At 59.5% G+C, this 22,251-nt stretch carries 15 protein-coding genes; 14 read left to right on the top strand and 1 reads right to left on the bottom strand.

Annotated elements, in window-relative coordinates:
- Positions 1 to 139 precede the first annotated feature (139 nt).
- Positions 140 to 1,135 carry a hypothetical protein gene (locus tag IB254_RS16435; protein ID WP_192418096.1) on the top strand — a complete coding sequence of 332 codons (996 nt, stop codon included), beginning with the start codon at positions 140 to 142 and terminating at the stop codon, positions 1,133 to 1,135.
- Positions 1,136 to 1,228: 93 nt separating this feature from the next.
- Complete coding sequence (locus IB254_RS16430) at positions 1,229 to 5,998, top strand: RHS repeat domain-containing protein (protein WP_192418095.1); 4,770 nt, start codon at positions 1,229 to 1,231, stop codon at positions 5,996 to 5,998.
- A gap of 19 nt (positions 5,999 to 6,017) precedes the next feature.
- Here IB254_RS16430 and queG read toward each other — a convergent pair whose 3' ends face one another.
- Entirely contained in the window at positions 6,018 to 7,088 is a 1,071-nt protein-coding gene (gene queG, locus IB254_RS16425; protein ID WP_008043118.1) for a tRNA epoxyqueuosine(34) reductase QueG, read from the bottom strand.
- A 63-nt stretch (positions 7,089 to 7,151) separates the two neighbouring features.
- Between queG and IB254_RS16420 the strand changes: the two genes are divergently transcribed.
- The 12 genes from IB254_RS16420 (at position 7,152) to IB254_RS16365 (ending at position 22,156) form a co-directional block, all read left to right on the top strand.
- Positions 7,152 to 8,651, top strand: a complete 1,500-nt coding sequence (locus IB254_RS16420) for an NAD(P)H-hydrate dehydratase (protein ID WP_192418094.1) — start codon at positions 7,152 to 7,154, stop codon at positions 8,649 to 8,651.
- Complete coding sequence (gene tsaE, locus IB254_RS16415) at positions 8,639 to 9,109, top strand: tRNA (adenosine(37)-N6)-threonylcarbamoyltransferase complex ATPase subunit type 1 TsaE (RefSeq protein ID WP_008035315.1); 471 nt, start codon at positions 8,639 to 8,641, stop codon at positions 9,107 to 9,109. The genes IB254_RS16420 and tsaE overlap by 13 nt, the downstream gene beginning before the upstream one ends.
- A gap of 48 nt (positions 9,110 to 9,157) precedes the next feature.
- Positions 9,158 to 10,537, top strand: a complete 1,380-nt coding sequence (locus IB254_RS16410; RefSeq protein WP_404943243.1) for an N-acetylmuramoyl-L-alanine amidase — start codon at positions 9,158 to 9,160, stop codon at positions 10,535 to 10,537.
- Positions 10,534 to 12,444, top strand: a complete 1,911-nt coding sequence (mutL, locus tag IB254_RS16405; protein WP_008035318.1) for a DNA mismatch repair endonuclease MutL — start codon at positions 10,534 to 10,536, stop codon at positions 12,442 to 12,444. The genes IB254_RS16410 and mutL overlap by 4 nt, the downstream gene beginning before the upstream one ends.
- Positions 12,444 to 13,415, top strand: coding sequence for a tRNA (adenosine(37)-N6)-dimethylallyltransferase MiaA (miaA, locus tag IB254_RS16400; RefSeq protein ID WP_008035319.1), 972 nt, complete (start codon positions 12,444 to 12,446; stop codon positions 13,413 to 13,415). Before mutL ends, miaA begins: the two co-directional genes overlap by 1 nt.
- 94 nt (positions 13,416 to 13,509) lie before the next feature.
- On the top strand, positions 13,510 to 13,770 hold the full coding sequence (gene hfq / locus IB254_RS16395) for an RNA chaperone Hfq (RefSeq protein WP_007902656.1): 261 nt from the start codon (positions 13,510 to 13,512) through the stop codon (positions 13,768 to 13,770).
- 12 nt (positions 13,771 to 13,782) lie between these two features.
- A complete protein-coding gene (gene hflX / locus IB254_RS16390; RefSeq protein ID WP_008035321.1) occupies positions 13,783 to 15,084 on the top strand; it encodes a ribosome rescue GTPase HflX in 1,302 nt (433 codons plus the stop codon).
- Between the two features lie 96 nt (positions 15,085 to 15,180).
- Positions 15,181 to 16,353: an FtsH protease activity modulator HflK gene (gene hflK / locus IB254_RS16385; RefSeq protein ID WP_008035322.1), complete on the top strand. Its 1,173-nt coding sequence runs from the start codon at positions 15,181 to 15,183 to the stop codon at positions 16,351 to 16,353.
- Complete coding sequence (gene hflC, locus IB254_RS16380; RefSeq protein ID WP_008035323.1) at positions 16,353 to 17,222, top strand: protease modulator HflC; 870 nt, start codon at positions 16,353 to 16,355, stop codon at positions 17,220 to 17,222. The genes hflK and hflC overlap by 1 nt, the downstream gene beginning before the upstream one ends.
- 316 nt (positions 17,223 to 17,538) lie before the next feature.
- On the top strand, positions 17,539 to 18,726 hold the full coding sequence (locus IB254_RS16375; RefSeq protein ID WP_008035324.1) for an ATP phosphoribosyltransferase regulatory subunit: 1,188 nt from the start codon (positions 17,539 to 17,541) through the stop codon (positions 18,724 to 18,726).
- A 55-nt stretch (positions 18,727 to 18,781) separates the two neighbouring features.
- Positions 18,782 to 20,071: an adenylosuccinate synthase gene (locus tag IB254_RS16370; protein WP_008035326.1), complete on the top strand. Its 1,290-nt coding sequence runs from the start codon at positions 18,782 to 18,784 to the stop codon at positions 20,069 to 20,071.
- A gap of 150 nt (positions 20,072 to 20,221) precedes the next feature.
- Entirely contained in the window at positions 20,222 to 22,156 is a 1,935-nt protein-coding gene (locus IB254_RS16365) for a methyl-accepting chemotaxis protein (RefSeq protein WP_192226926.1), read from the top strand.
- The last annotated feature ends 95 nt before the right edge of the window (positions 22,157 to 22,251 follow it).

Raw genomic sequence — 22,251 nt, 5'->3', positions numbered from 1 at the left:
TGCTTTGTAAGTGATTGCTTGGGTTGAGAGTTGCATGTTTAAGTTTGTGGTAATTACTGCGTTGAGGCGTTGATTCTTTCTTGTTATTAATCGGTGATGCGACCCGTTGAGCCGATTAATAACCAGCAAGGAATGCGTCATGAGTAATGTTCAAGGCTTGACTGCTTCGGTAGAAAGTAACAAACCATCCATATCCGGATTATCAAGACTGGAAGTCCGCTTCGAAGCCCCCGGTGTCGAATCAAAAAAAGTGTATGCCAATGGACGGATGCAAGTTCGCGTCTGGGTATTCGTCGAAGCGGTAGATGAAAATGGTGATGCGGTTGAAATTGACCTTTCCCCACTTCAATTCTCCGCAAAGCTGATTCATTTCCACAATGGTCAGCCATTGGAAGGGGAGGTGTATCAGGATCTAGCACTGACGGGCTGGAATGCCAGTCGCTACGAAAACGGGTACACCCATGACATGCCCGGAGGCGTTCAGTCCGGTAGCGCAGGGAGCAGCAGCGGAACGCCCGTCGAGTTCTGGGTTTCGTCGTCAATCGACGGGCAAGCACAAATCGCGGCTGAAGTGACGGTGCAGGGCAAGGTCTACCGAAGCAATAACACCCTGAATCCGGATGGCCGGAAAATTTCCAGAAGTGTTGTGATTCATGCGGAAAAAAGCCCTGTTTATGGCGTGGAGCAGTTTACGTGGCAGTCGCATGAACTCCGTGGATCGTTTGAAGGTGATCTGCTGTTTCGATACCACTTAGGGCTTTATCCCGGCGGCAAGCAAATAAAACTGCTGCGTTGGGAAAGTCGTCAGTACGAAGTCGGTGGTACCTACCCAGTTTTATTCTGTGATACAGGCTTGATTCTGGGGCGGGATGCGCCGAGGTCCTTCGTGGGAGTCATTGCTCCTTCTCGGGCAACAGAGTTGGATGTCTATGTTTCTGAGTGGCGCAAGGTTGAAGTAAATCAGCGTTCGGGGGAGCTGACAGTTATAAAGGGTGTGCCTCCACAGTATGTTTACACTAATAAAGTGAGGGTTGAATCTTTTCACTTTACCGCTTTCGATGAGTTTGGTAGTGCGCACAATTTGTCGATAGAGATCGATATTCCTAATGATGAGTTTGTGTTGAGAAGAGGCTGAGAGTCAATTGAGTCAAAGCTTTTATTAATGCATGTGCGCAGCTGATGTGCTGCGTGATGATTCAATGTTCATGAGTTTTAGGGGTATCTGATAATGACAGTCACTGAAGTGGCGGGCGTCTATTCCAACGCGTTTAATTTTGATGAGTTTCTCGCCGGCGGAGTCGATCCCCGTACCGGTATTTACACCTGTTCGTTGATGTTGGGTGACATCAAGTCCGCAGACTTGAACGGTCCCTCTTTGCCAATCAGCTTGTCCTACAGTCCACTCAACAGTACCGACAGCGGTTTCGGCACCGGTTGGTCGATGGCAATGACCCGTTACGACGCGGGCAATGAAATACTCGGTTTGTCCGGTGGCGGAAGTTTCAAGACGAAGCAGACAGCCACCCACCTGGTCTTCGATGAGTTGAAACTTGAGACGCTCAAGGTCGAGCGGTCTGGGCCAGGGCGTTTTGACGTCATCCATAAAAATGGCATGCGTGAAGAGCTGAAGATCTTTGAGGGCAGCGATGTAGCGGTGCCGATGAGGATCGTTGGCGCCAATGGCGCTGCCATCACGCTCGACTACACCGCCATCGACGGGCAACCGGCGCTGGTCGCCGCGCGGGATTCACAACGTACGTTGCTGAATATCTCCCGTGCCAGGGGCAAGGTTACGCTGACGCAATACCCCGGCACCGAATGTGAAGCCAGCTTTGTGTTGTCGCTCGCTAACAACGCGGTGGCTTCCATTGATTTGCCCGTAGGCGGGTCCTGGTTTCTGACCTATGAACCTTTCGGCAATCTCCAGTGCCTCACCCAGGTCGATTCGCCGTTAGGGGCGCGAGAGATCATCGGGTATCAAGAAGCGGGGCATCAATTCCCGCCCGGTTCGCCGATTCGCTCCATGCCTTATGTGATCTCCCATACCGTGTACCCACGGCAGAATCAGCCCGCGATCACAAAAAATTATGAGTTCTCGCAGAAGAATTTTCAGGGCTTCGATGACGACGGCAGGCGATGGTCCCCGGACGGTGACGCGCTCTACAGGAACTCGTCGGGCTATGAGTATTCTTCGACCGAAAAACTGATGGCGGGCACAAAGGTCCACAGCTCCACGGTGCGCACCTACAACAAATATCATCTGCTGGTTTCGCAGGTGACGACCTGTCAGCAGATGATCACCACCCGGTCCACGGTGTACCACATCGATTCGGGCAAGAGCTTTCTCGAGCAACCTGCGCAGTTTCGATTGCCCAAAGTCCAGACGTTACGCTACGAAAACCGCACCGCCGGGACATCGCGCGAAGAGCTTACCCACACCGAATTCGATGGGGCAGGCAACCTGCTCAAACAGGTCGGGCCGGATGGCGTCACGACCCTGTCCGAATTTTATCCCGCTGCCGGAGCGGAGGGATGCCCTGCCGACCCATTGGGATTTGTCCGGTTTGAGAAGCAGAGAACCATCATCCCGGCATCGCAAGCATCGGATAAACCAAGCGCCGCCTCGACGGTGATGCGTTATCGCTATGCCTTGCACGCCTCGTTACAAGGTTCGCCGGTGACCGCCGTGCAGCCTGTCGAGGAGAGCTTTTATGAGCTGAACGCAGACGTTGAAATTCTGCGTTCGAAAACACAACGGGTTTACGTCAATCAGCCAGATGACCCGCTACGCCATGGCTTGCTGCAAAAACAAACCGTCACGCAAAACGCCTTGGCAACGGTTACCGAGTTTTCCTATGTGCTCGACAACAACCGGCTTGAAATTCAGAGCACCCTCAAGGGGGTTGATGGCACCGTCAAAACTGCGGTTCAGACACTCTCATCGCTCAACGGCATGAAGTTGGGCGAGCGCGGCGAAGACCAGGGTGCGGTCGCCTACACGTTCGATGCCATTGGTCGGCCCCTGAGCGAAACGTTTTCGTCGGGCATGGCCAACACGGCCACCCGCCGCATGGTTTATCAGGCGGCCAGCAATAAAGCACCGGCGACGATGCTCACGACAGATCTGCTCGGCGTTCAGCAAAAAGTCGTGTACGACGGCCTCGGGCGCGTCGTCGCAGTCGAAGAGCAGGATTGCGATAACCCGGACGAAGTGGCCAGAACCCAATTGCTCGTTATCTATACAGCGCGCCACGATGCGCTAGGCCAGTTAGTGGAGCAAACGCACTCTGACTGGTGGGACGGGGTTGCCCGTCCGGTCAAGACCGGGTTTGTCTTCGATGGCTGGGGACAGGTCAAGACCACGCTTCACGCTGACGGGCGCAAGGAGCATTGCACAATCGACCCTGTGGCCCGCACTGAAACCCGCTGGCTTGAGGGCATGGGCAAGTCCGTCACCAGCCTCAATGCTTTCGGGAAGCCTGATCGTATCGAGTCGTTCAATATTGCGGGTGAAACCCAAGGCGCAATCGTTCATGGCTATGACGGCATCGGCCGAGCCATCAGCCAGACCGATCCTGTCGGCAACACCACCACCTATGAGTACGACGTGTTCAATCGGTTGCGGCGCAGCGTCTTGCCCGACGGGAACACCGTGCAGACCGACTACGCGCTGCACAGCCAGGCGTCGCTTGCCACTGAAGTGAAAGTGGCGGGCCAAAGCCTTGGCCGGCAGGCCTTCGATGGCTTGGGCCGCTTGAGCGAAAGCACCGTGGGTGGGCGCACGGTCACTGCGGGCTACGCGGCAGGATTCACGCAACCGATCTGGCAGAAAAGCGCCAGCGGTGAAAAAGTCGAGTTCGTTTATGCGCGTGATTTCGGCGGGCGCGTGACGCAACGCAAGGCGACCGGACTGGACGCCGAATTTACCTACAATCCGCTGCACGGTCAGTTAGCCAGTTGTGTCGAGCAAGAGTGGGAAACGCGTTTCGAATATCACCCCTCCGGACGCCTGAAAAGTGAAACCACTGCGCACGCGGGCGTGGACCGGACGGCGTCGTACACGTACACGTTCGGTGGCCGGCCACTGACTTGCGTCGATGTGCTCGGTCAGGCACACAAGACGGAGTACGACGAGTGGGGGCGGGCAAAGTCGTTTGAGCAGAATTCGCTCAAGGCTGATTTCATCTACAACGCTGTGGGCCTGCTGGAGCGGGTCGACTCGCAGGATACGCAGGCCAAGCGTTCCATGACGACCCGCCTGGTCTACGACGATCAGGGGCGAGAAATTTCGCGCAGCTTTGAGGTCAAGGACGCTGCTACTCAGACCCTGAAATCGAGTTACGACCTCGCAGGCAAGCTGACGCAGAAAGTGCTGGGCATCGGTGAAGACGTGCTGCGCGACGAACGCTTCGACTACGACGTCCGAGGTCGACTGGGCCACTACACCTGTAGCGGAACGCTGCGGCCACGCGACCCCTTTGGCAAAGACATTATCAAGCAGACCTACGTTTACGATGCGCTGGATAACATCGTCAGTTTGCAAAACGATTTTCCCGGTGGCAGCAACACCACGACCTTCACCTACAGCGCTGTCGATCCCACGCAACTGATCGAGGTTCAGCACTCTCACGCCGATTATCCGCCGCCGGTTACGCTGCAATATGACGCCAACGGCCAAATGATCCAGGACGATCAGGCTCGTACGCTGAGCTACGACGCACTGGGGCGATTGACGCAAATCGCTACGGCATCCGGGGCGGTGATGCGCGGCTATCACTACGATGCGCGCGATCGTTTGGTGGAGCTGTCACAACCCGGCGGGCCGGGTGCCCAGCGCTTCTACCATGACGGGCGGGTGATCAACGAGATCAGCGGTGCTGACCGTCGTACCTGTGGGCGCCAGTCCGGTTTGTTGCTGGGGGAGCAGCAACAGGGCGCGGGCGCTGGATTGACGCTGTTTGGCACAGACCTGCAGCAAAGCGTTTTGATCGCCGAGTCCGGCACTCAACGCGACGAAGTTGCCTACAGCCCCTACGGATATCGTCCTGCCGAAGGCGGGATATTCAGCCAGGCAGGATTCAGCGGTGAGCAGCTTGATCCGTTGACCGGGCTCTATTTGCTGGGCAATGGTTACCGGGCATACAGCCCGACGTTGATGCGCTTCCTCAGCCCGGACAGCCTGAGCCCGTTTGGTGCGGGTGGATTGAACCCATACGCCTACTGCCTCGGTGACCCGATCAATCGGCTTGATCCGACCGGGCATGTTTCCTGGCAGTCTGCCTTGGGCGTTGGCCTTTCGCTGTTCAGCATTGCGACCAGCATCCTGACCTTCGGCACAACCACGCCGCTGGCGGTCGCTAGCCTGACGTTGGCGCTGGCTTCCGGGATCGCCGGCATTGCGAGCGAGATTGCCCACGAAGTGATGCCGCAATCGGAGCTGGGTGATGTCCTCGGCTACGTGAGCCTGGGGTTGGGGCTGGCGTCTTTTGCGGCCGGCGCCGGGGCGGCCGCTCAGGGCGCCGGCAAGGTCGCGGGAGCATTCCGGTCAGGCTTGAACGGCGATGCACGAGGAGCGGCGAAAGCGATGGCCAGCGGGATGGGAGGAAGAAGCGCAAGGGCTGGATCATCTACTCAGTCCGCAGAGGCATCCTCCGCAAAGTGGGCTTACAAGACTTACAACGCGCAGCGCAACATTCCGGGTTTTGAGTCACTGGATGATGCGAGCAGGGCAAAGTTTTTCCGGTTCAAGGACGCGATCAAGGATGAGGGGATGACACCGGGCCAGGCAGCCGAACTGCTAGGCGGAAAAACCTACTACAACGAAATGGTGCCGTTCAAATCACCCAACCCCAAGCAGCTCATCGAGCCTGGATACTTCAATGACAGCGGTTATACCGAGATCAGGCTCAACCAGGGAATGCGTCTGTTTTTCTATGTGAACAAAGACACTCGGACAGCGACCATGTTCAAGTTTGGCCATACGCAAAAGGGAGGCTGACGCCGGGTGGGGTGCAAAATCAGGCGTTGCGCAGTTCATGCTGACGCAACGCCCACTCCACATGCTCCCTAACCAACTCCGACGGGTATTCCCGTCGCGCCTTCAATGCTTCCAGCACCGGAATCGTTGAAGGCGCATTCCCCAGGCCCACCGCCAGATTCCGCAACCAGCGCTCATAACCCGCCCGACGCAGCGGCGAGCCTTCGGTGCTGCTCAGAAACCGGTCTTCATCCCACATGAACAGCTCCGCCAGTTCAGCGTTGTCCAGGTTGTGCCGTGGCTTGAAGTCGCTTTCGCCGGACGGACGGGCAAAACGGTTCCACGGGCAGACGATCTGGCAGTCATCGCAGCCGAACACCCGATTGCCGATCAATGGCCGCAGATCCTCCGGGATCGCGCTTTTCAGTTCGATGGTCAGGTAGGAAATGCAGCGTCGGGCGTCCAGCACATAGGGGCCGACGAAAGCGTTGGTCGGGCAGATGTCGAGGCATGCGGTGCAGCGGCCGCAATGTTCAGTGGCGTGCGGAGGATCTTCCGGCAGCGGCAGATCGACAAAGAGCTCACTGAGAAAGAAGTAACTGCCGGCCTTGCGATTCAAGACCAGTGTGTTTTTGCCGATCCATCCAAGGCCGGCCTTTTCGGCGATGGCTTTTTCCAGCACCGGTGCACTGTCGACAAACGCGCGGTAGCCGAACGGGCCGATGACCGCCTGAATCTTTTCTGCCAGTTGTTGCACGCGTTTACGGATCAATTTGTGGTAATCGCGGCCCAAGGCATAACGCGACACGTAGGCTTTTTCCGGTTGAGCCAGCAATTGCGCCATTTGGGTGTCGCCCGGCAGGTAATCCATGCGCAGGGACACCACCCGAAGCGTGCCGGGCACCAGCTCTTCCGGGTGTGAGCGTTTGCTGCCATGGGCGCCCATGTAGTCCATCTCGCCGTGGTAACCGGCTTCGAGCCAGCGTGCCAGGTGCTGCTCATGCTCGGCCAGATCCAGGCCGCTGATGCCGACTTGCTGAAAGCCCAGCTCGCGGCCCCAGTCCTTGATGGATTGGGCGAGGGCGGGCAGGTCTGTGGTAATAGCGGGCATGAGGCGAGAGAAACCGGAGCTGAGGTGCGTATAATTCTGCCAGACATCGGAGCCCGAAGACGCATGCCGCACACTAAAGATGATTTACCCGACGTGCTGTACAGCGCCGCGCAAGTGCGAGCGCTCGATGCGAGCCTGATTGCGGCCGGTACGCCGGGCTTCGAATTGATGCAGCGAGCGGCGCGGGCAACCTGGCGTGCGCTGGTCCGGCACTGGCCGACGGCCAACGAACTGACGGTGGCCGCAGGCCACGGCAACAACGCCGGTGATGGTTATCTGGTCGCGGTGTTAGCCAAGCGTGCCGGCTGGCATGTGCGCGTGCTGGCGGTCGGTGATCCCCAGCGTTTGCAAGGCGATGCTGCCTTGGCCCACGCCGAGGCCCTGTCCGAAGGCGTCGCCGTTCAAGCCTGGAGTGCACAGTCGGAGTTGCGTGGCGTTGTATTGGACGCCTTGCTCGGCACCGGCCTGACAGGCAAGGTGCGCGAGCCTTACGCCAGTGTCATCGCGGCGATCAATGCCAGCGGCCTGGCGGTTGCGGCGGTGGATATTCCGTCGGGCCTTTGTGCGGATACGGGAAGCGTGCTCGGTGCGGCTGTCCGGGCGGACCTGACCGTGACCTTCATTGGTTTGAAGCTGGGCCTGTTCACGGGTGACGCGGCGGACGTGGTGGGTGAGTGGGTCTTTAATGATCTGCAAGCTTCGCCTGAGTCTTTGAGCGGGATCGCCATCAGTGCTCGTCGTCTGACGGCCGGTAACTTGCCGCGTCTGGCAGGGCGTGCGCCGACCGCCCATAAAGGCAAATTCGGCCATGTCTTGCTGATTGGCGGTGATCGCGGTTTCGGCGGTGCCATTTTGCTGAGTGCACAAAGTGCGCTGCGCAGTGGCGCCGGCATGGTGTCGGTGGCCACTCGCAGCGAGCACGTGCCGGCCGCACTGGCCAGAATTCCCGAGGCGATGGTGCTGGGCACTTCCTCGGCGAATCAGCTGATGGGTTTGCTGCAAAAGGTTTCCGTGCTGGTGGTCGGTCCGGGCTTGGGGCAGGCTTCGTGGGGACGCAGTCTGCTGTCGGCGGCGGCCAATGCGCTGCTTCCACAAGTCTGGGACGCCGATGCGTTGAATATGCTGGCTGACGAACTCGTGAGCCTGCCCAAGGACTGCGTGATCACGCCGCATCCGGGGGAGGCGGCACGGTTGCTCGGGATCAGTACCGCTGAGGTTCAGGCCGACCGTCCGTCCGCTGCTCACGCATTGAGCAAAAAATATACAGCTGTAGTGATTCTGAAAGGCGCCGGCAGCCTTATTGCCAGTCCCGACGGCCGCCTGGCGGTGTGTCATCAAGGCCATCCGGCCATGGCCGCTGCCGGTCTGGGCGATGTGCTGGCCGGTCTGGTCGGCGCGTTGCTGGCCCAGGGCATGGACGCGTTCGATGCGGCCTGCCTCGCCGTCTGGCTGCACGCCAATGCCGGCGCACAACAAGGTAAATCGGGCCGTGGGCTGGCGGCCAGTGATCTGATTCCAGCCATTCGTCAGTTGTTGGAGGAGCAAGCACCGTGTCTGAAGTAACCCTGTACCTGGCTGATGAAGAAGCGATGACCGCGTTTGGCGCCCGCATCGCGAAAACCACCGAAGGGCACGGTCTGATATTTCTGGAAGGGGATCTGGGGGCGGGGAAAACCACGTTGTCCCGCGGCATCATCCGGGGGTTGGGGCATGAGGGCGCGGTAAAAAGTCCGACGTTCACCCTGGTCGAGCCCTACGAGATTGGCGACATCCGCGCCTTCCATTTCGATCTCTATCGTTTGGTCGACCCTGAAGAACTGGAGTACCTCGGCATCCGCGACTACTTCGAAGACGATGCCTTGTGCCTGATCGAGTGGCCCGATAAAGGTGCAGGCTTTTTGCCAAAGCCCGACCTGACCATTACCATTAGCCCGCAAGACAGCGGGCGTTCGCTGAAAATTTTGTCCCAGGGCTCGCGTGGCGAGTCGTGGTGTGCCGCTTTGGCATTGGAAATCAATTAAATGATGGGGTCAGGTATGCGCTTTCGCGCGATGGTAGCTGCCGTAGGGATGTTGTTTTTGGCGGTGACCGTCGACGCTGTGGCCGAAACGAAGGTCAACAGCGTCCGTCTGTGGCGGGCGCCGGACAACACACGGTTGGTGTTCGACCTGACCGGGCCGGTGCAACACAGCGTTTTTACCCTGACAGCCCCGGACCGGCTGGTGATCGACATCAATGGCGCCACCCTCGGTGCGCCGCTGAACGTGTCCACCGCCAACACCCCGATCACCGCCATGCGCTCGGCCCAACGCACGCCGACCGACCTGCGGGTGGTCATCGACCTGAAAAAAGCCGTCACGCCGAAAAGCTTCACCCTGGCGCCGAACGCCCAGTACGGCAACCGCCTGGTGGTCGATCTGTTCGATAACGCCGCCGACGCCGCGCCGATTCCTGCGCCGACCAACGTCGCGACCGTCGCGCCGGTACCGGTCACCCCGGTCGATCCCCCGGTCAAGCTGCCGCCCGCACCGGCCGGCAAGCGCGACATCATTGTCGTGATCGACGCAGGTCACGGCGGCGAAGACCCGGGCGCCTCGGGCTCTCGCGGTCAGCGTGAAAAAGACGTGGTGCTGGCAATCGCTCGCGAATTGCAGCGCCAGGTCAACGGCATGAAAGGCTTCCGCGCCGAACTGACTCGCACGGGCGACTACTTCATTCCGTTGCGCGGCCGTACCGAAATCGCTCGCAAGAAGGGCGCCGACCTGTTCGTTTCGATCCACGCCGATGCCGCGCCTTCGGCCGCCGCGTTCGGTGCCTCGGTGTTCGCCCTGTCGGATCGCGGCGCCACGTCGGAAACCGCCCGTTGGCTGGCCGACAGTGAAAACCGCTCCGACTTGATCGGTGGTGCCGGCAACGTCAGCCTCGACGATAAGGACCGCATGCTCGCAGGCGTGCTGCTCGACTTGTCGATGACCGCCTCGTTGACGTCCAGCCTGAACGTCGGCCAGAAGGTTTTGAGCAACATCGGTCGTGTTACACCTCTGCATAAACAGCGCGTGGAACAAGCCGGGTTCATGGTGTTGAAGTCGCCGGACATCCCGTCGATCCTGGTGGAGACCGGGTTCATCTCCAACGCCAACGAAGCCTCGAAACTCGCGGCGTCCAGCCACCAGCAAGCGCTGGCTCGCTCGATCAGCAGCGGCGTACGCCAGTTCTTCCAGCAGAATCCGCCACCGGGCACTTACATCGCGTGGCTGCGCGATTCCGGGAAAATCGCCCAGGGGCCGCGTGATCACCGGGTGAACCCGGGTGAAACCCTGGCGATGATCGCTGTGCGTTATCAAGTGTCCCCGGCCACCTTGCGCAGCGCCAACAACCTGAAAACCGACGAGCTGAAAATCGGTCAGACCCTGACCATTCCCGGCACCGAACTGGCATCCAAAGAATGAATCAGGCCGTGATCAACAGCGCTCGCATTGAGCTGCTCAGCCCACGACTGGCGAACCAGATTGCCGCCGGCGAGGTGGTCGAGCGCCCGGCTTCGGTGATCAAGGAATTGCTGGAAAACAGCCTCGACTCCGGCGCCAAGCGCATTGACGTCGATGTCGAGCAGGGCGGCGTCAAGCTGCTGCGGGTGCGCGACGATGGCAGCGGCATTTCTGCCGATGACCTGCCGCTGGCCCTGGCCCGTCACGCCACCAGCAAGATCCGCAACCTGGAAGACCTTGAGCAGGTGATGAGCCTCGGGTTCCGTGGTGAGGCACTCGCCTCGATCAGCTCCGTGGCGCGCTTGACCCTGACCTCCCGCACCCGCGATGCCGATCAGGCCTGGCAGGTCGAAACCGAAGGCCGGGACATGGCGCCCCGCGTGCAGCCAGCCGCTCATCCGGTGGGCACCTCCGTGGAAGTGCGGGATCTGTTCTTCAACACCCCGGCGCGGCGCAAGTTTCTCAAAACCGAAAAAACCGAATTCGATCACCTGCAAGAAGTGATCAAGCGTCTGGCCCTGGCGCGCTTCGACGTGGCGTTCCACCTGCGCCACAACGGCAAAACCATCCTCAGCCTGCATGAAGCCCATGACGACGCGGCCCGCGCCCGGCGTGTGGCGGCGATCTGCGGTTCGGGGTTCCTGGAACAGGCGCTGCCGATCGAAATCGAGCGCAATGGCCTGCATTTGTGGGGTTGGGTGGGCTTGCCGACCTTCAACCGCAGCCAGGCAGACTTGCAGTATTTCTTCGTCAACGGCCGCGCCGTGCGCGACAAACTGGTGGCCCACGCGGTGCGCCAGGCCTATCGCGACGTGCTGTTCAACGGTCGGCACCCGACTTTCGTGCTGTTTTTCGAAGTTGATCCGGCCGGTGTCGACGTTAACGTGCACCCGACCAAACACGAAGTACGCTTCCGTGACGGGCGCATGGTCCACGATTTCCTCTATGGCACTTTGCACCGTGCCTTGGGCGATGTGCGACCGGATGATCATCTGGCGGCACCGGTGGCGACCGCCATCGTTCGTCCGAGCGGCCTCGAAGCCGGTGAATTCGGTCCGCAAGGCGAAATGCGCCTGGCGGCCAATGCGCTGCTGGAGCAGCCCCAGGCGCAACCGTCGTTCAACACGCCGGCAGGCTCGGGCGCTGGTGCCGGTTATCAGTATCAATACACGCCGCGTCCTCAGTCCGGCGTGCCTGCGGCTGAAGCCCAGGCAGCGTATCGCGAGTTTTTTGCGCCGCTGCCGGAAGCCAATGCTGTCGCGCTGCCGGCCGGTCAGGACGATATTCCACCGTTGGGTTACGCATTGGCGCAACTCAAGGGTATCTACATCCTTTCGGAAAACGCCCAAGGCCTGGTATTGGTGGACATGCACGCCGCTCATGAGCGGATCATGTACGAACGCCTGAAAGTCGCTATGGCCAGCGAAGGCTTGAGCGGTCAGCCGCTGTTGGTTCCGGAATCTTTGGCGGTGAGCGAGCGCGAAGGCGATTGCGCCGAAGAAAACGTCGCGTGGTTCCAGCGTCTGGGCTTTGAGTTGCAGCGTCTCGGCCCGGAAACACTGGCCATTCGACAGATTCCGGCCTTGCTCAAGCAGGCGGAAGCCAATCGATTGGTTAGCGACGTGCTGGCGGATCTGATGGAATATGGCACCAGTGACCGGATTCAGGCGCACCTGAACGAATTGCTTGGCACCATGGCTTGCCACGGCGCGATTCGGGCGAATCGGCGTCTGGCCCTGCCGGAAATGAACGGTCTGCTGCGTGACATGGAAAACACCGAGCGCAGCGGTCAATGCAACCATGGCCGACCGACCTGGACCCAATTGGGCCTGGACGATCTGGACAAACTGTTCCTGCGCGGTCGTTGATGAGCCAGCTCCCTCCTGCGATTTTCCTGATGGGCCCGACCGCAGCGGGCAAGACCGACCTGGCCATCGAGCTGACCAAAGTCCTGCCTTGCGAGCTGATCAGCGTCGATTCTGCGCTGGTCTATCGCGGCATGGACATCGGCACCGCCAAGCCCTCGAAAGAGATTCTGGCCGAATTTCCCCATCGTCTGATCGATATTCTCGACCCGGCAGAGAGCTATTCCGCCGCAGATTTCCGCCGTGACGCCCTCGAAGCGATGGCCGACATCACCGCGCGGGGCAAAATTCCGCTGCTGGTGGGCGGCACAATGCTCTATTACAAGGCTTTGGTCGAAGGCCTGGCGGACATGCCAGCGGCCGATCCTGAAGTGCGCGCGCAGATCGAAGAAGAAGCTGCACGCCTTGGCTGGCAAGCCCTGCACGACCAATTGGCGATCATAGACCCGGAATCGGCAGCGCGTATTCACCCGAACGATCCGCAGCGACTCAGTCGAGCGCTGGAAGTTTATCGTGTCAGCGGTCAGAGCATGACCGAGCTTAGACTGAGACAATCTGCGCAAAGTACTGAAGCAGCCGCTTCGGGACTGCAACAATTGCCCTATACTGTCGCGAACTTGGCCATTGCTCCGGCAAATCGTCAGGTACTGCACGAGCGAATTAAACAAAGATTCACTTTAATGTTGGAACAGGGATTCATCGACGAGGTCGTAGCCCTGCGTAAGCGAAGTGACCTGCATTCCGGGTTGCCGTCTATACGTGCAGTAGGCTACCGACAAGTCTGGGACTACCTGGATGGCAAGCTGACGCAAGCCGAGATGCAGGAGCGTGGAATCATTGCCACGCGCCAATTGGCAAAACGTCAGTTCACCTGGCTGCGCAGTTGGGCTGATTTACACTGGTTGGACAGCCTGGATTGCGACAATCTGCCGCGCGCCTTGAAATACCTGGGGACCATCTCCATATTGAGCTGAGTCCTTGCAATTGCCGTCTATCCTTGGGGGTGTGGCGGCCACAAGCCATCTGTTTACCTATTTTTTATATTGAATCCTTAAAGGAGTGCGGCACATGTCAAAAGGGCATTCGCTACAAGACCCTTACTTGAATACTTTACGTAAAGAGAAAGTTGGGGTGTCCATCTACCTGGTCAACGGGATCAAACTGCAAGGCACGATCGAGTCTTTCGACCAGTTCGTTATCCTGCTGAAGAACACCGTCAGCCAGATGGTTTACAAACACGCTATCTCTACAGTGGTGCCGGTTCGTCCAATTCGTCTGCCTAGCGCAACCGAATCCGAAGCAGGCGACGCTGAGCCAGGTAACGCCTGATAGGAGTCTCCTTTGTTCTTTGAGCGCCACGGTGGTGGTGAGCGAGTGATCCTCGTTCACTTGGATGGACAGGACCCTGAGGCGCGCGAAGATCCGCAAGAGTTTCAGGAATTGGCTAATTCGGCCGGCGCCGAGACCGTTGCGTTTTTTAACGTGCCGCGTCATCGGCCAACCGCCAAATTCCTGATCGGTAGCGGCAAGGTCGAGGAGCTACGCGACCTGGTCCATGCCGAAGAAGCCGATCTGGTGATCTTCAATCACACGCTTACGCCCAGTCAGGAACGTAACCTCGAACGTGTTTTCGAGTGTCGCGTGATCGACCGCACCGGTCTGATTCTCGATATTTTCGCCCAGCGCGCCCGTACCCATGAAGGCAAGCTCCAGGTAGAACTGGCCCAGCTTGACCACATGAGCACCCGGCTGGTTCGTGGCTGGACTCACCTTGAGCGTCAAGGTGGCGGTATCGGCATGCGTGGCCCGGGTGAAACCCAGCTGGAGACCGACCGTCGCTTGCTGCGGGTTCGCCTGCGACAAATCAAAGGCCGACTGGAAAAAGTGCGCAGCCAGCGCGAACAGTCGCGACGTGGCCGTACGCGTGCGGATATCCCTACCGTGTCTTTGGTGGGGTATACCAACGCCGGCAAATCCACGCTCTTCAATAACGTGACGAAATCCGACGTGTACGCGGCTGACCAGTTGTTTGCCACGCTGGACCCGACCTTGCGCCGTCTGGAGCTGGCCGACCTGGGGCCGATTGTCCTGGCCGACACCGTGGGTTTCATTCGTCACTTGCCCCACAAGCTGGTCGAGGCATTTCGGTCTACGCTCGAAGAGTCGAGCAACTCCGACCTGCTGTTGCACGTGATCGATGCGGCCGAACCGGATCGCATGTTGCAGATCGAGCAGGTGATGGTGGTGCTGGGCGAGATTGGTGCCCAGGACTTGCCGATCCTCGAGGTCTATAACAAACTCGATTTGCTTGAAGGCGTTGAGCCACAGATCCAGCGCGACGAAAGCGGCAAGCCTCAACGGGTCTGGTTGTCGGCGCGTGATGGCAGTGGTCTGGAATTGCTCGAACAAGCCATTGCCGAGTTGCTGGGCAGTGAGATGTTTATCGGTACCTTGCGCTTGCCGCAACGATTCGCTCGACTGCGTGCGCAGTTCTTCGAACTCGGAGCGGTGCAGAAAGAAGAACACGACGAAGAAGGTGTCAGCTTGCTGGCCGTTCGATTGCCACGCTCGGAGCTCAATCGGCTGGTCAGCCGTGAAGGCGTTGTGCCGACAGAGTTCATCGAACAACACACTTTGCAATAAAAGCCTGAGAAAGCGGTTGTGCCGCGGTGACAGGCATTCTGTAGCATTGGTCGGCGCGCCGTGGGTGCGTCTTTGCTTTATCAGATGGAGAGCGCTATGGCTTGGAATGAGCCGGGTGGCAACTCGAATAATCAGGATCCTTGGGGTGGCAAGCGTCGCAATAACGGCGACCGCAAGGGACCACCGGATCTCGACGAGGCCTTCCGAAAGCTGCAGGAAAGCCTGAATGGGTTGTTCGGTGGTGGTAAGAAACGCGGTGATGACGGCGGTGGTCCGGGCAAGAGTGGCGGCTTTGGCGGCCTGCTCGGCATCGGCCTGGTCGTGTTGGCGGCCGTGTGGCTGTACAGCGCGGTCTATGTAGTCGACGAGCAGGAGCAAGCCGTGGTGCTGCGCTTCGGCAAGTACTACGAAACCGTCGGCCCGGGTCTGAACATCTATTTCCCGCCGATCGATCGCAAGTACCTGGAAAACGTCACGCGTGAGCGTGCGTACACCAAGCAGGGTCAAATGCTGACTGAAGACGAAAACATCGTCGAAGTACCGCTGACCGTGCAGTACAAGATCAGCAACCTGCAGGACTTCGTGCTGAGCGTCGATCAGCCGGAAATCAGCCTGCAGCACGCGACCGAAAGTGCCTTGCGCCATGTGGTGGGTTCCACCGCGATGGACCAGGTGCTGACCGAAGGTCGTGAATTGATGGCCAGCGAGATCAAGGAGCGTCTGCAACGCTTCATGGATACCTATCGCACCGGCATCACCGTCACCCAGGTCAACGTACAGAGCGCAGCGGCACCGCGTGAAGTACAGGAAGCCTTCGATGACGTGATCCGCGCCCGTGAAGACGAGCAGCGTTCGCGCAACCAGGCTGAAACCTATGCCAACGGCGTCGTGCCGGAAGCCCGTGGTCAGGCCCAGCGCATCATCGAAGATGCCAACGGCTACCGTGACGAAACTGTCTCGCGCGCCAAGGGTGAGGCCGATCGCTTCACCAAACTGGTCGCCGAGTACCGCAAGGCACCTGAAGTCACCCGCCAGCGTCTGTACCTGGACACCATGCAGGAAGTCTTCAGCAGCACCAGCAAGGTTCTCGTGACCGGCAACAAGAATGGCCAGAGCAATCTGCTGTACTTGCCGCTGGACAAGATGGTCGAAAGTGGTCGCAACACCAGCACTTCGGTGACCGGTGCGGCAGCCACCAGCAATGAAGCGAATGCGCGTGCGGCAGCTGATCTGCAGCAACAGCCTGCACGTACCAGGGAGAGTCGCTGATGAGCAATAAATCGCTGATCGCCCTTATTGTCGGCGTCGTCGTGGCGATCGCAGCCTGGAACTGCTTCTACATCGTGGCTCAGACCGAGCGTGCGGTGTTGCTGCAGTTCGGTCGCGTGGTTCAGACCGATGTTCAGCCGGGCCTGCATGTGAAAGTGCCTTACGTTAACCAGGTGCGCAAGTTCGACTCGCGCCTGATGACGCTGGATGCACCGACACAACGCTTCCTGACGCTGGAAAAGAAAGCAGTCATGGTCGATGCCTACGCCAAGTGGCGCGTGAAGGACGCTGAGCGTTACTACACCGCGACTTCCGGCCTCAAGCAGATTGCTGACGAGCGTCTTTCCCGTCGTCTGGAATCGGGCCTGCGTGACCAGTTTGGTAAACGCACGCTGCACGAAGTGGTGTCGGGTGAGCGCGATGCGCTGATGACCGATATCACCGCTTCGCTGAACAAGATGGCGGAAAAAGAGCTGGGCATCGAAGTGGTCGATGTTCGGGTCAAGGCCATCGATCTGCCGAAAGAAGTAAACCGCAGTGTGTTCGAGCGTATGAGCTCCGAGCGTGAGCGTGAAGCTCGCGAGCACCGCGCCAAGGGTAACGAGCTGGCAGAAGGCATTCGTGCCGACGCCGATCGTCAACGCCGCGTGCTGCTGGCTGAAGCCTATCGTGAATCCGAAGAGGTTCGCGGTGATGGTGATGCCCAGGCCGCTGCGATCTACTCCAAGGCCTACGGCCAGGATCAGGAGTTCTACGGTTTCTACCGTAGCCTGCGTGCCTACCGTGAAAGCTTCGCGAACAAATCCGACGTCATGGTCCTGGACCCAAGCAGTGACTTCTTCCGTTACCTGGAAAAAGCCAAGCCTTGATACGACGTTGACCTGAATCATCCCCCGCCTGGCGGCTAAAGCCTCGGGCGGGGTGATCCTTTGGGAAAACGTGTGTATGATGCGGCAGCCGGGAAATTCCCGGCTTTTTTGCGTCTGCACGTTTGATTGCTGTTGTTTATGCAGGCGCCCGAGTTGAATGACTCGACAGGTTTTTCGAGGAAAGTGATTGGCGAAGCTTATTTTCAGGCTTTTCGCCGCGTTGTTTATGGGTGGCTTGTAAACAAAGCCGATCATTTTCTGCTTCACTCAAGGCTCGCCCATAGGCTTGCCGCCCGGACCATAGGGGAATGGCGTAATGGCAACGGTAGACCGCTGGCTGCTGCCAGATGGCATCGAAGAAGTACTGCCACCGGAAGCGGCGCGCATTGAAGTCGCGCGTCGTCAGGTGTTGGATCTGTTCCAGAGCTGGGGTTACGAGTTTGTCGTGACTCCCCATATCGAGTACCTGGAATCCTTGCTGACCGGCGCGGGCCAGGACCTCGATCTGCGTACCTTCAAGGTCATCGACCCGCAATCGGGCCGGCAGATGGGTTTCCGTGCCGACATCACGCCGCAAGTGGCGCGCATCGATGCGCATACCCTGCGTCGCGAAGGTCCGAGCCGTCTGTGCTATGCCGGCAGCGTGCTGCACGCTCAGCCACGCGCCTTGTCGTCCTCGCGCAGCCCGATTCAACTGGGCGCCGAGTTGTACGGCGATGCCAGCCCGAGCAGCGACGTGGAAGTCATCAGCCTGATGCTGGCCATGCTGCAACTGGCCGACGTGCCGGAAGTGCACATGGACCTCGGTCATGTCGGCATCTACCGTGGCCTGGCCCGCGCGGCCGGTTTGTCCGGTGAAGTTGAACAACAGTTGTTCGATGCGTTGCAACGCAAGGCCATCGACGAGGTCATTACCTTGACCGAAGGTTTGCCTGCCGATCTGTCGGGCATGCTGCGTGCGTTGGTCGATCTGTGTGGCGGCCGTGAAGTGTTGAGCGCTGCTCGCGAGCGTCTGGCGAATGCGCCGGCACCGGTTTTGGCGGCACTGGACGATTTGCTGGCGATTGCCGAGCGTTTGTCCGTGCGTTTCCCGGAACTGCCGCTGTACTTCGATCTGGGCGAGTTGCGCGGCTACCACTACCACACCGGTGTGGTGTTCGCGGTGTTCGTGCCGGGCGTTGGTCAGTCCATCGCTCAGGGCGGTCGTTACGACGACATCGGCGCTGACTTCGGTCGCGCTCGTCCGGCAACCGGTTTCTCTACCGATTTGAAAACCCTGGTGACCCTGGGGCGTGCTGAAATCGAGCTACCGTCTGGCGGTATCTGGATGCCTGACAGTACGGATGCAGCACTCTGGCAGCAGGTTTGCCAGTTGCGCAGTGAGGGTCAGCGTGTCGTTCAGGCATTGCCTGGTCAACCTTTGGCCGCCGCCCGTGAAGCGGACTGCGACCGGCAATTGATTCAGCAGAACGGGCTTTGGCAAGTATCGCCACTGGCTTCTTGAGTTTTCCTGCCGGCCCTTGGCCGGCACCAAGTTTGCGCGAATGAGGACAAGTGTTATGGGTAAGAATGTCGTAGTCCTGGGCACCCAATGGGGTGATGAGGGCAAAGGCAAGATCGTTGATCTGCTGACCGAACATGCTGCCGCCGTAGTGCGCTACCAGGGTGGCCACAACGCTGGTCACACCTTGGTGATCGATGGCGAAAAAACCGTCTTGCACCTGATCCCGTCGGGCGTGCTGCGCGAAGGCGTGCAGTGCCTGATCGGCAACGGCGTGGTGGTTGCCCCCGACGCTCTGCTGCGGGAAATCATCAAGCTGGAAGAGAAAGGCGTACCGGTGCGTGAGCGTCTGCGTATCAGCCCGTCCTGCCCGCTGATCCTGTCCTTCCACGTTGCGCTGGACCAGGCCCGTGAAAAGGCCCGTGGCGAGCTGAAGATCGGTACGACCGGTCGCGGCATCGGCCCGGCCTACGAAGACAAGGTTGCGCGTCGTGGCTTGCGTGTCGGCGACCTGCTGAACATGCCGCGCTTTGAAGACAAGCTGCGTGAACTGGTGGATTACCACAACTTCATGCTGGTGGGTTACTACAAAGAGCCGGCCATCGAGTTCGAAAAGACCCTGGCCGAATGCAAAGAATACGCTGAGCTGCTCAAGCCGCTGATGCTGGACGTGACGGCCGAGCTGCACGACCTGCGTCGCGCCGGCAAAGACATCATGTTTGAAGGCGCCCAAGGTTCGTTGCTGGACATCGACCACGGTACCTACCCGTACGTGACCAGCTCTAACACCACCGCTGGCGGCGTTGCTACCGGTTCGGGTGTTGGCCCGATGTTCCTCGACTACATCCTGGGCATCACCAAGGCTTACACCACGCGTGTAGGTTCGGGTCCGTTCCCGACTGAACTGTTCGACGAAGTCGGTGCGCACCTGGCCAAACAAGGTCACGAGTTCGGCGCGACTACCGGCCGTGCCCGTCGTTGTGGCTGGTTTGACGCTGTTATCCTGCGTCGCGCTATCGATGTGAACAGCATCTCGGGCATCTGCCTGACCAAGCTGGACGTACTCGACGGTCTGGAAACCATCAACATCTGCGTCGGCTACAAAGATGCCGAAGGTAACGCTGTTGCCCCGACTGACGCTGACAGCTACGTAGGTCTGCAGCCTGTGTACGAAGAAGTGCCGGGCTGGACCGAATCGACCGTGGGTGCCAAAGCCCTGGAAGAGCTGCCAGCTAACGCACGCGCCTACATCAAACGCGTCGAAGAGCTGATCGGTGCACCTATCGACATTATTTCGACGGGCCCGGACCGCAACGAAACCATCGTTCTGCGTCACCCGTTCGCTTAATAAGTCGTTGATGTAAAAAACAAAGGGCCCTTAATCGGGCCCTTTGTCGTTTATGCCTGTTGGACGGCATGACCTTTGCTGTGATCTTCATTAAGAGCGCGTCTTCTGGCGTGCCATCAATTTAATGGCGTCAATGCAGAGGGATATCAAGTGTCGGCGGTTCTCTCATTGTTACAAAGCCGTCTATTGCGGCCTGTGTTCGTTACCCTTGGTATCGCCCTTTTGGTGCAGGTGCTGGTGGCTGTTGCTCTGACGCGGAGCACAGTGACTGCGCTGGAAGCTGATTTGGGTGTGCGCCTGGGTGCCGACAGTCAAAAACTTTCCGGCGAGCTGGAGCAGGCGGGACGTGAAGTCACGTCGAGCCTCGACAACCTCTCCACCAGCACGCGTCAGCGCCTCACGGCCGGTTTGTCTTCGCGGCTGAAGGACGAGCAGGTGCAGCTGCGTGCGACCCTGGAAAAGGACCTGAAGGACTCTGCCAATGATATGGCGCAGCTTCTTGCTTCCGTCGCGCCCCGCGCCATGTGGGACAGCGACGTCCCCACCTTGTCCGAATTCGCCCGCCGGGCCCAGCGCAATCCCAACGTGCTGTTCGTGATCTATGACGACGCAACGGGGCAACACCTGACGCGCTACCTCAATCGCGAAAACCCGATCAACAAGGCCCTTCTGGAGAAAGGCCAGGGCGAGCGTGCGCTGGATAAAGTGCTGGATGCGGCGAAAAACGATCCATCGGTCTACTACGTCGAAGCCTCGATCAACCCAAATGGCGTGGAAATCGGCAAAGTCTTGATGGGCGTCTCCACTGCCTCGGTGGAAACCGATCTGGTGGCGCTGGACAAGCGTTTCTCTGCACTGATCTCCAGCAGTGATCAACTGGTCGGCGACAGTCTCAAGGGCGCGGCGGCTGATAGCGCCACGGCAATGCGGGCGCGTCTGACGTCTGCTCAGTCCACCGCCTCGGAAATGAAAGCCAACACCACCAGCACCGTGCAGGAAGCCGCGGCGACCTTGCGCTGGCGCATCGGTATGGGCCTGGCATTGGTCGGTTGCGGTGTGCTGCTGTTGCTGGCGGTCGTTTTGGGTCGTCGCGTAGTCAATCGCTTGAAGCTGCTGATTGCCGCGATGGACGACCTGGCGGCGGGCGAGGGCGACCTGACCAAGCGCGTGCAGATCAACAGCAAGGACGAAATCGGCGACATGGCCTCGGCGGTCAATCGCTTTGTGGATAAGTTGCAGCCTATCGTGCGCGAAGCGGGCGATGTGGCCCAGCGTACCGGCGTGGAAATCGGCGCCATGACCCTGCGTAACGCAGGTGCCGATGCGGCGGCGGGCATGCAGCGTGACGAAGTGGCCGAGAGCCTGCGCGCGCTGTCGCAAATGGCTGATGAAGCACAGTCCGAAAGCCACGCAATGCAGGCAGCCTTGAAGCAAGTGGTGGACATCCGTTCGGCCACCGATGAAAACACCCGGACCTCGGCGAAAGTCGGCAGCCTGATCGAAGCGTTGGCTGGGCAAGTCGATACCGGCGCGAAAGTCATCGAGCGACTGGCGCAGCAAAGTGAGCAGATTGAAGTGGTGCTGACCGTGATTCACGGGATCGCCGAGCAAACCAATTTGCTGGCGCTGAACGCTGCCATTGAAGCGGCGCGTGCCGGTGAGACCGGTCGCGGCTTTGCCGTAGTGGCGGACGAAGTGCGGGCACTGGCGAGCAAGACCCAGAGTTCCACGGGCGACATTCAGGCGCACATCGTGGCGTTGCAGCAAGGTGCGCGTGAGGCGGTGGAAGTGATCGGCCAGGCCGGGCGTCAGGCCAGCGAGGGTTTGCTGGTGTTGCGTGACAGTGCGCAGTTGCAGCAATCGGTGCAGGTGTCGGTCGAGCAGGTGCATGCTGCGATAGGTCTGGCGACGCAAGCAGCGGCTCATCAGGCGCAAGGCGCGCAAGCGGTGCGGGGGCGGGTTGAAACCATTCATGCACAGGCTGAGAAGGCGGCACAGGCGGTGGTGGAAACCACGGCCAGCGGCAAGGTGCTGGATGGCCTCGCGGCGCAGTTGAAGGCGAGCCTAGGCCAGTTCAGGGCTTAAGATTTGTATTGGCGGGTATGACGCCTTCGCGGGCAAGTCGGATCGCCGCACCGCTCGCTCCTACAAGGGTTGTGTAACCCCCTGTAGGAGCGAGC

Source organism: Pseudomonas sp. PDM03, assembly GCF_014852385.1.
Lineage (GTDB): Bacteria > Pseudomonadota > Gammaproteobacteria > Pseudomonadales > Pseudomonadaceae > Aquipseudomonas > Aquipseudomonas migulae.
This window is presented reverse-complemented; position numbering and strand designations above follow the sequence as displayed.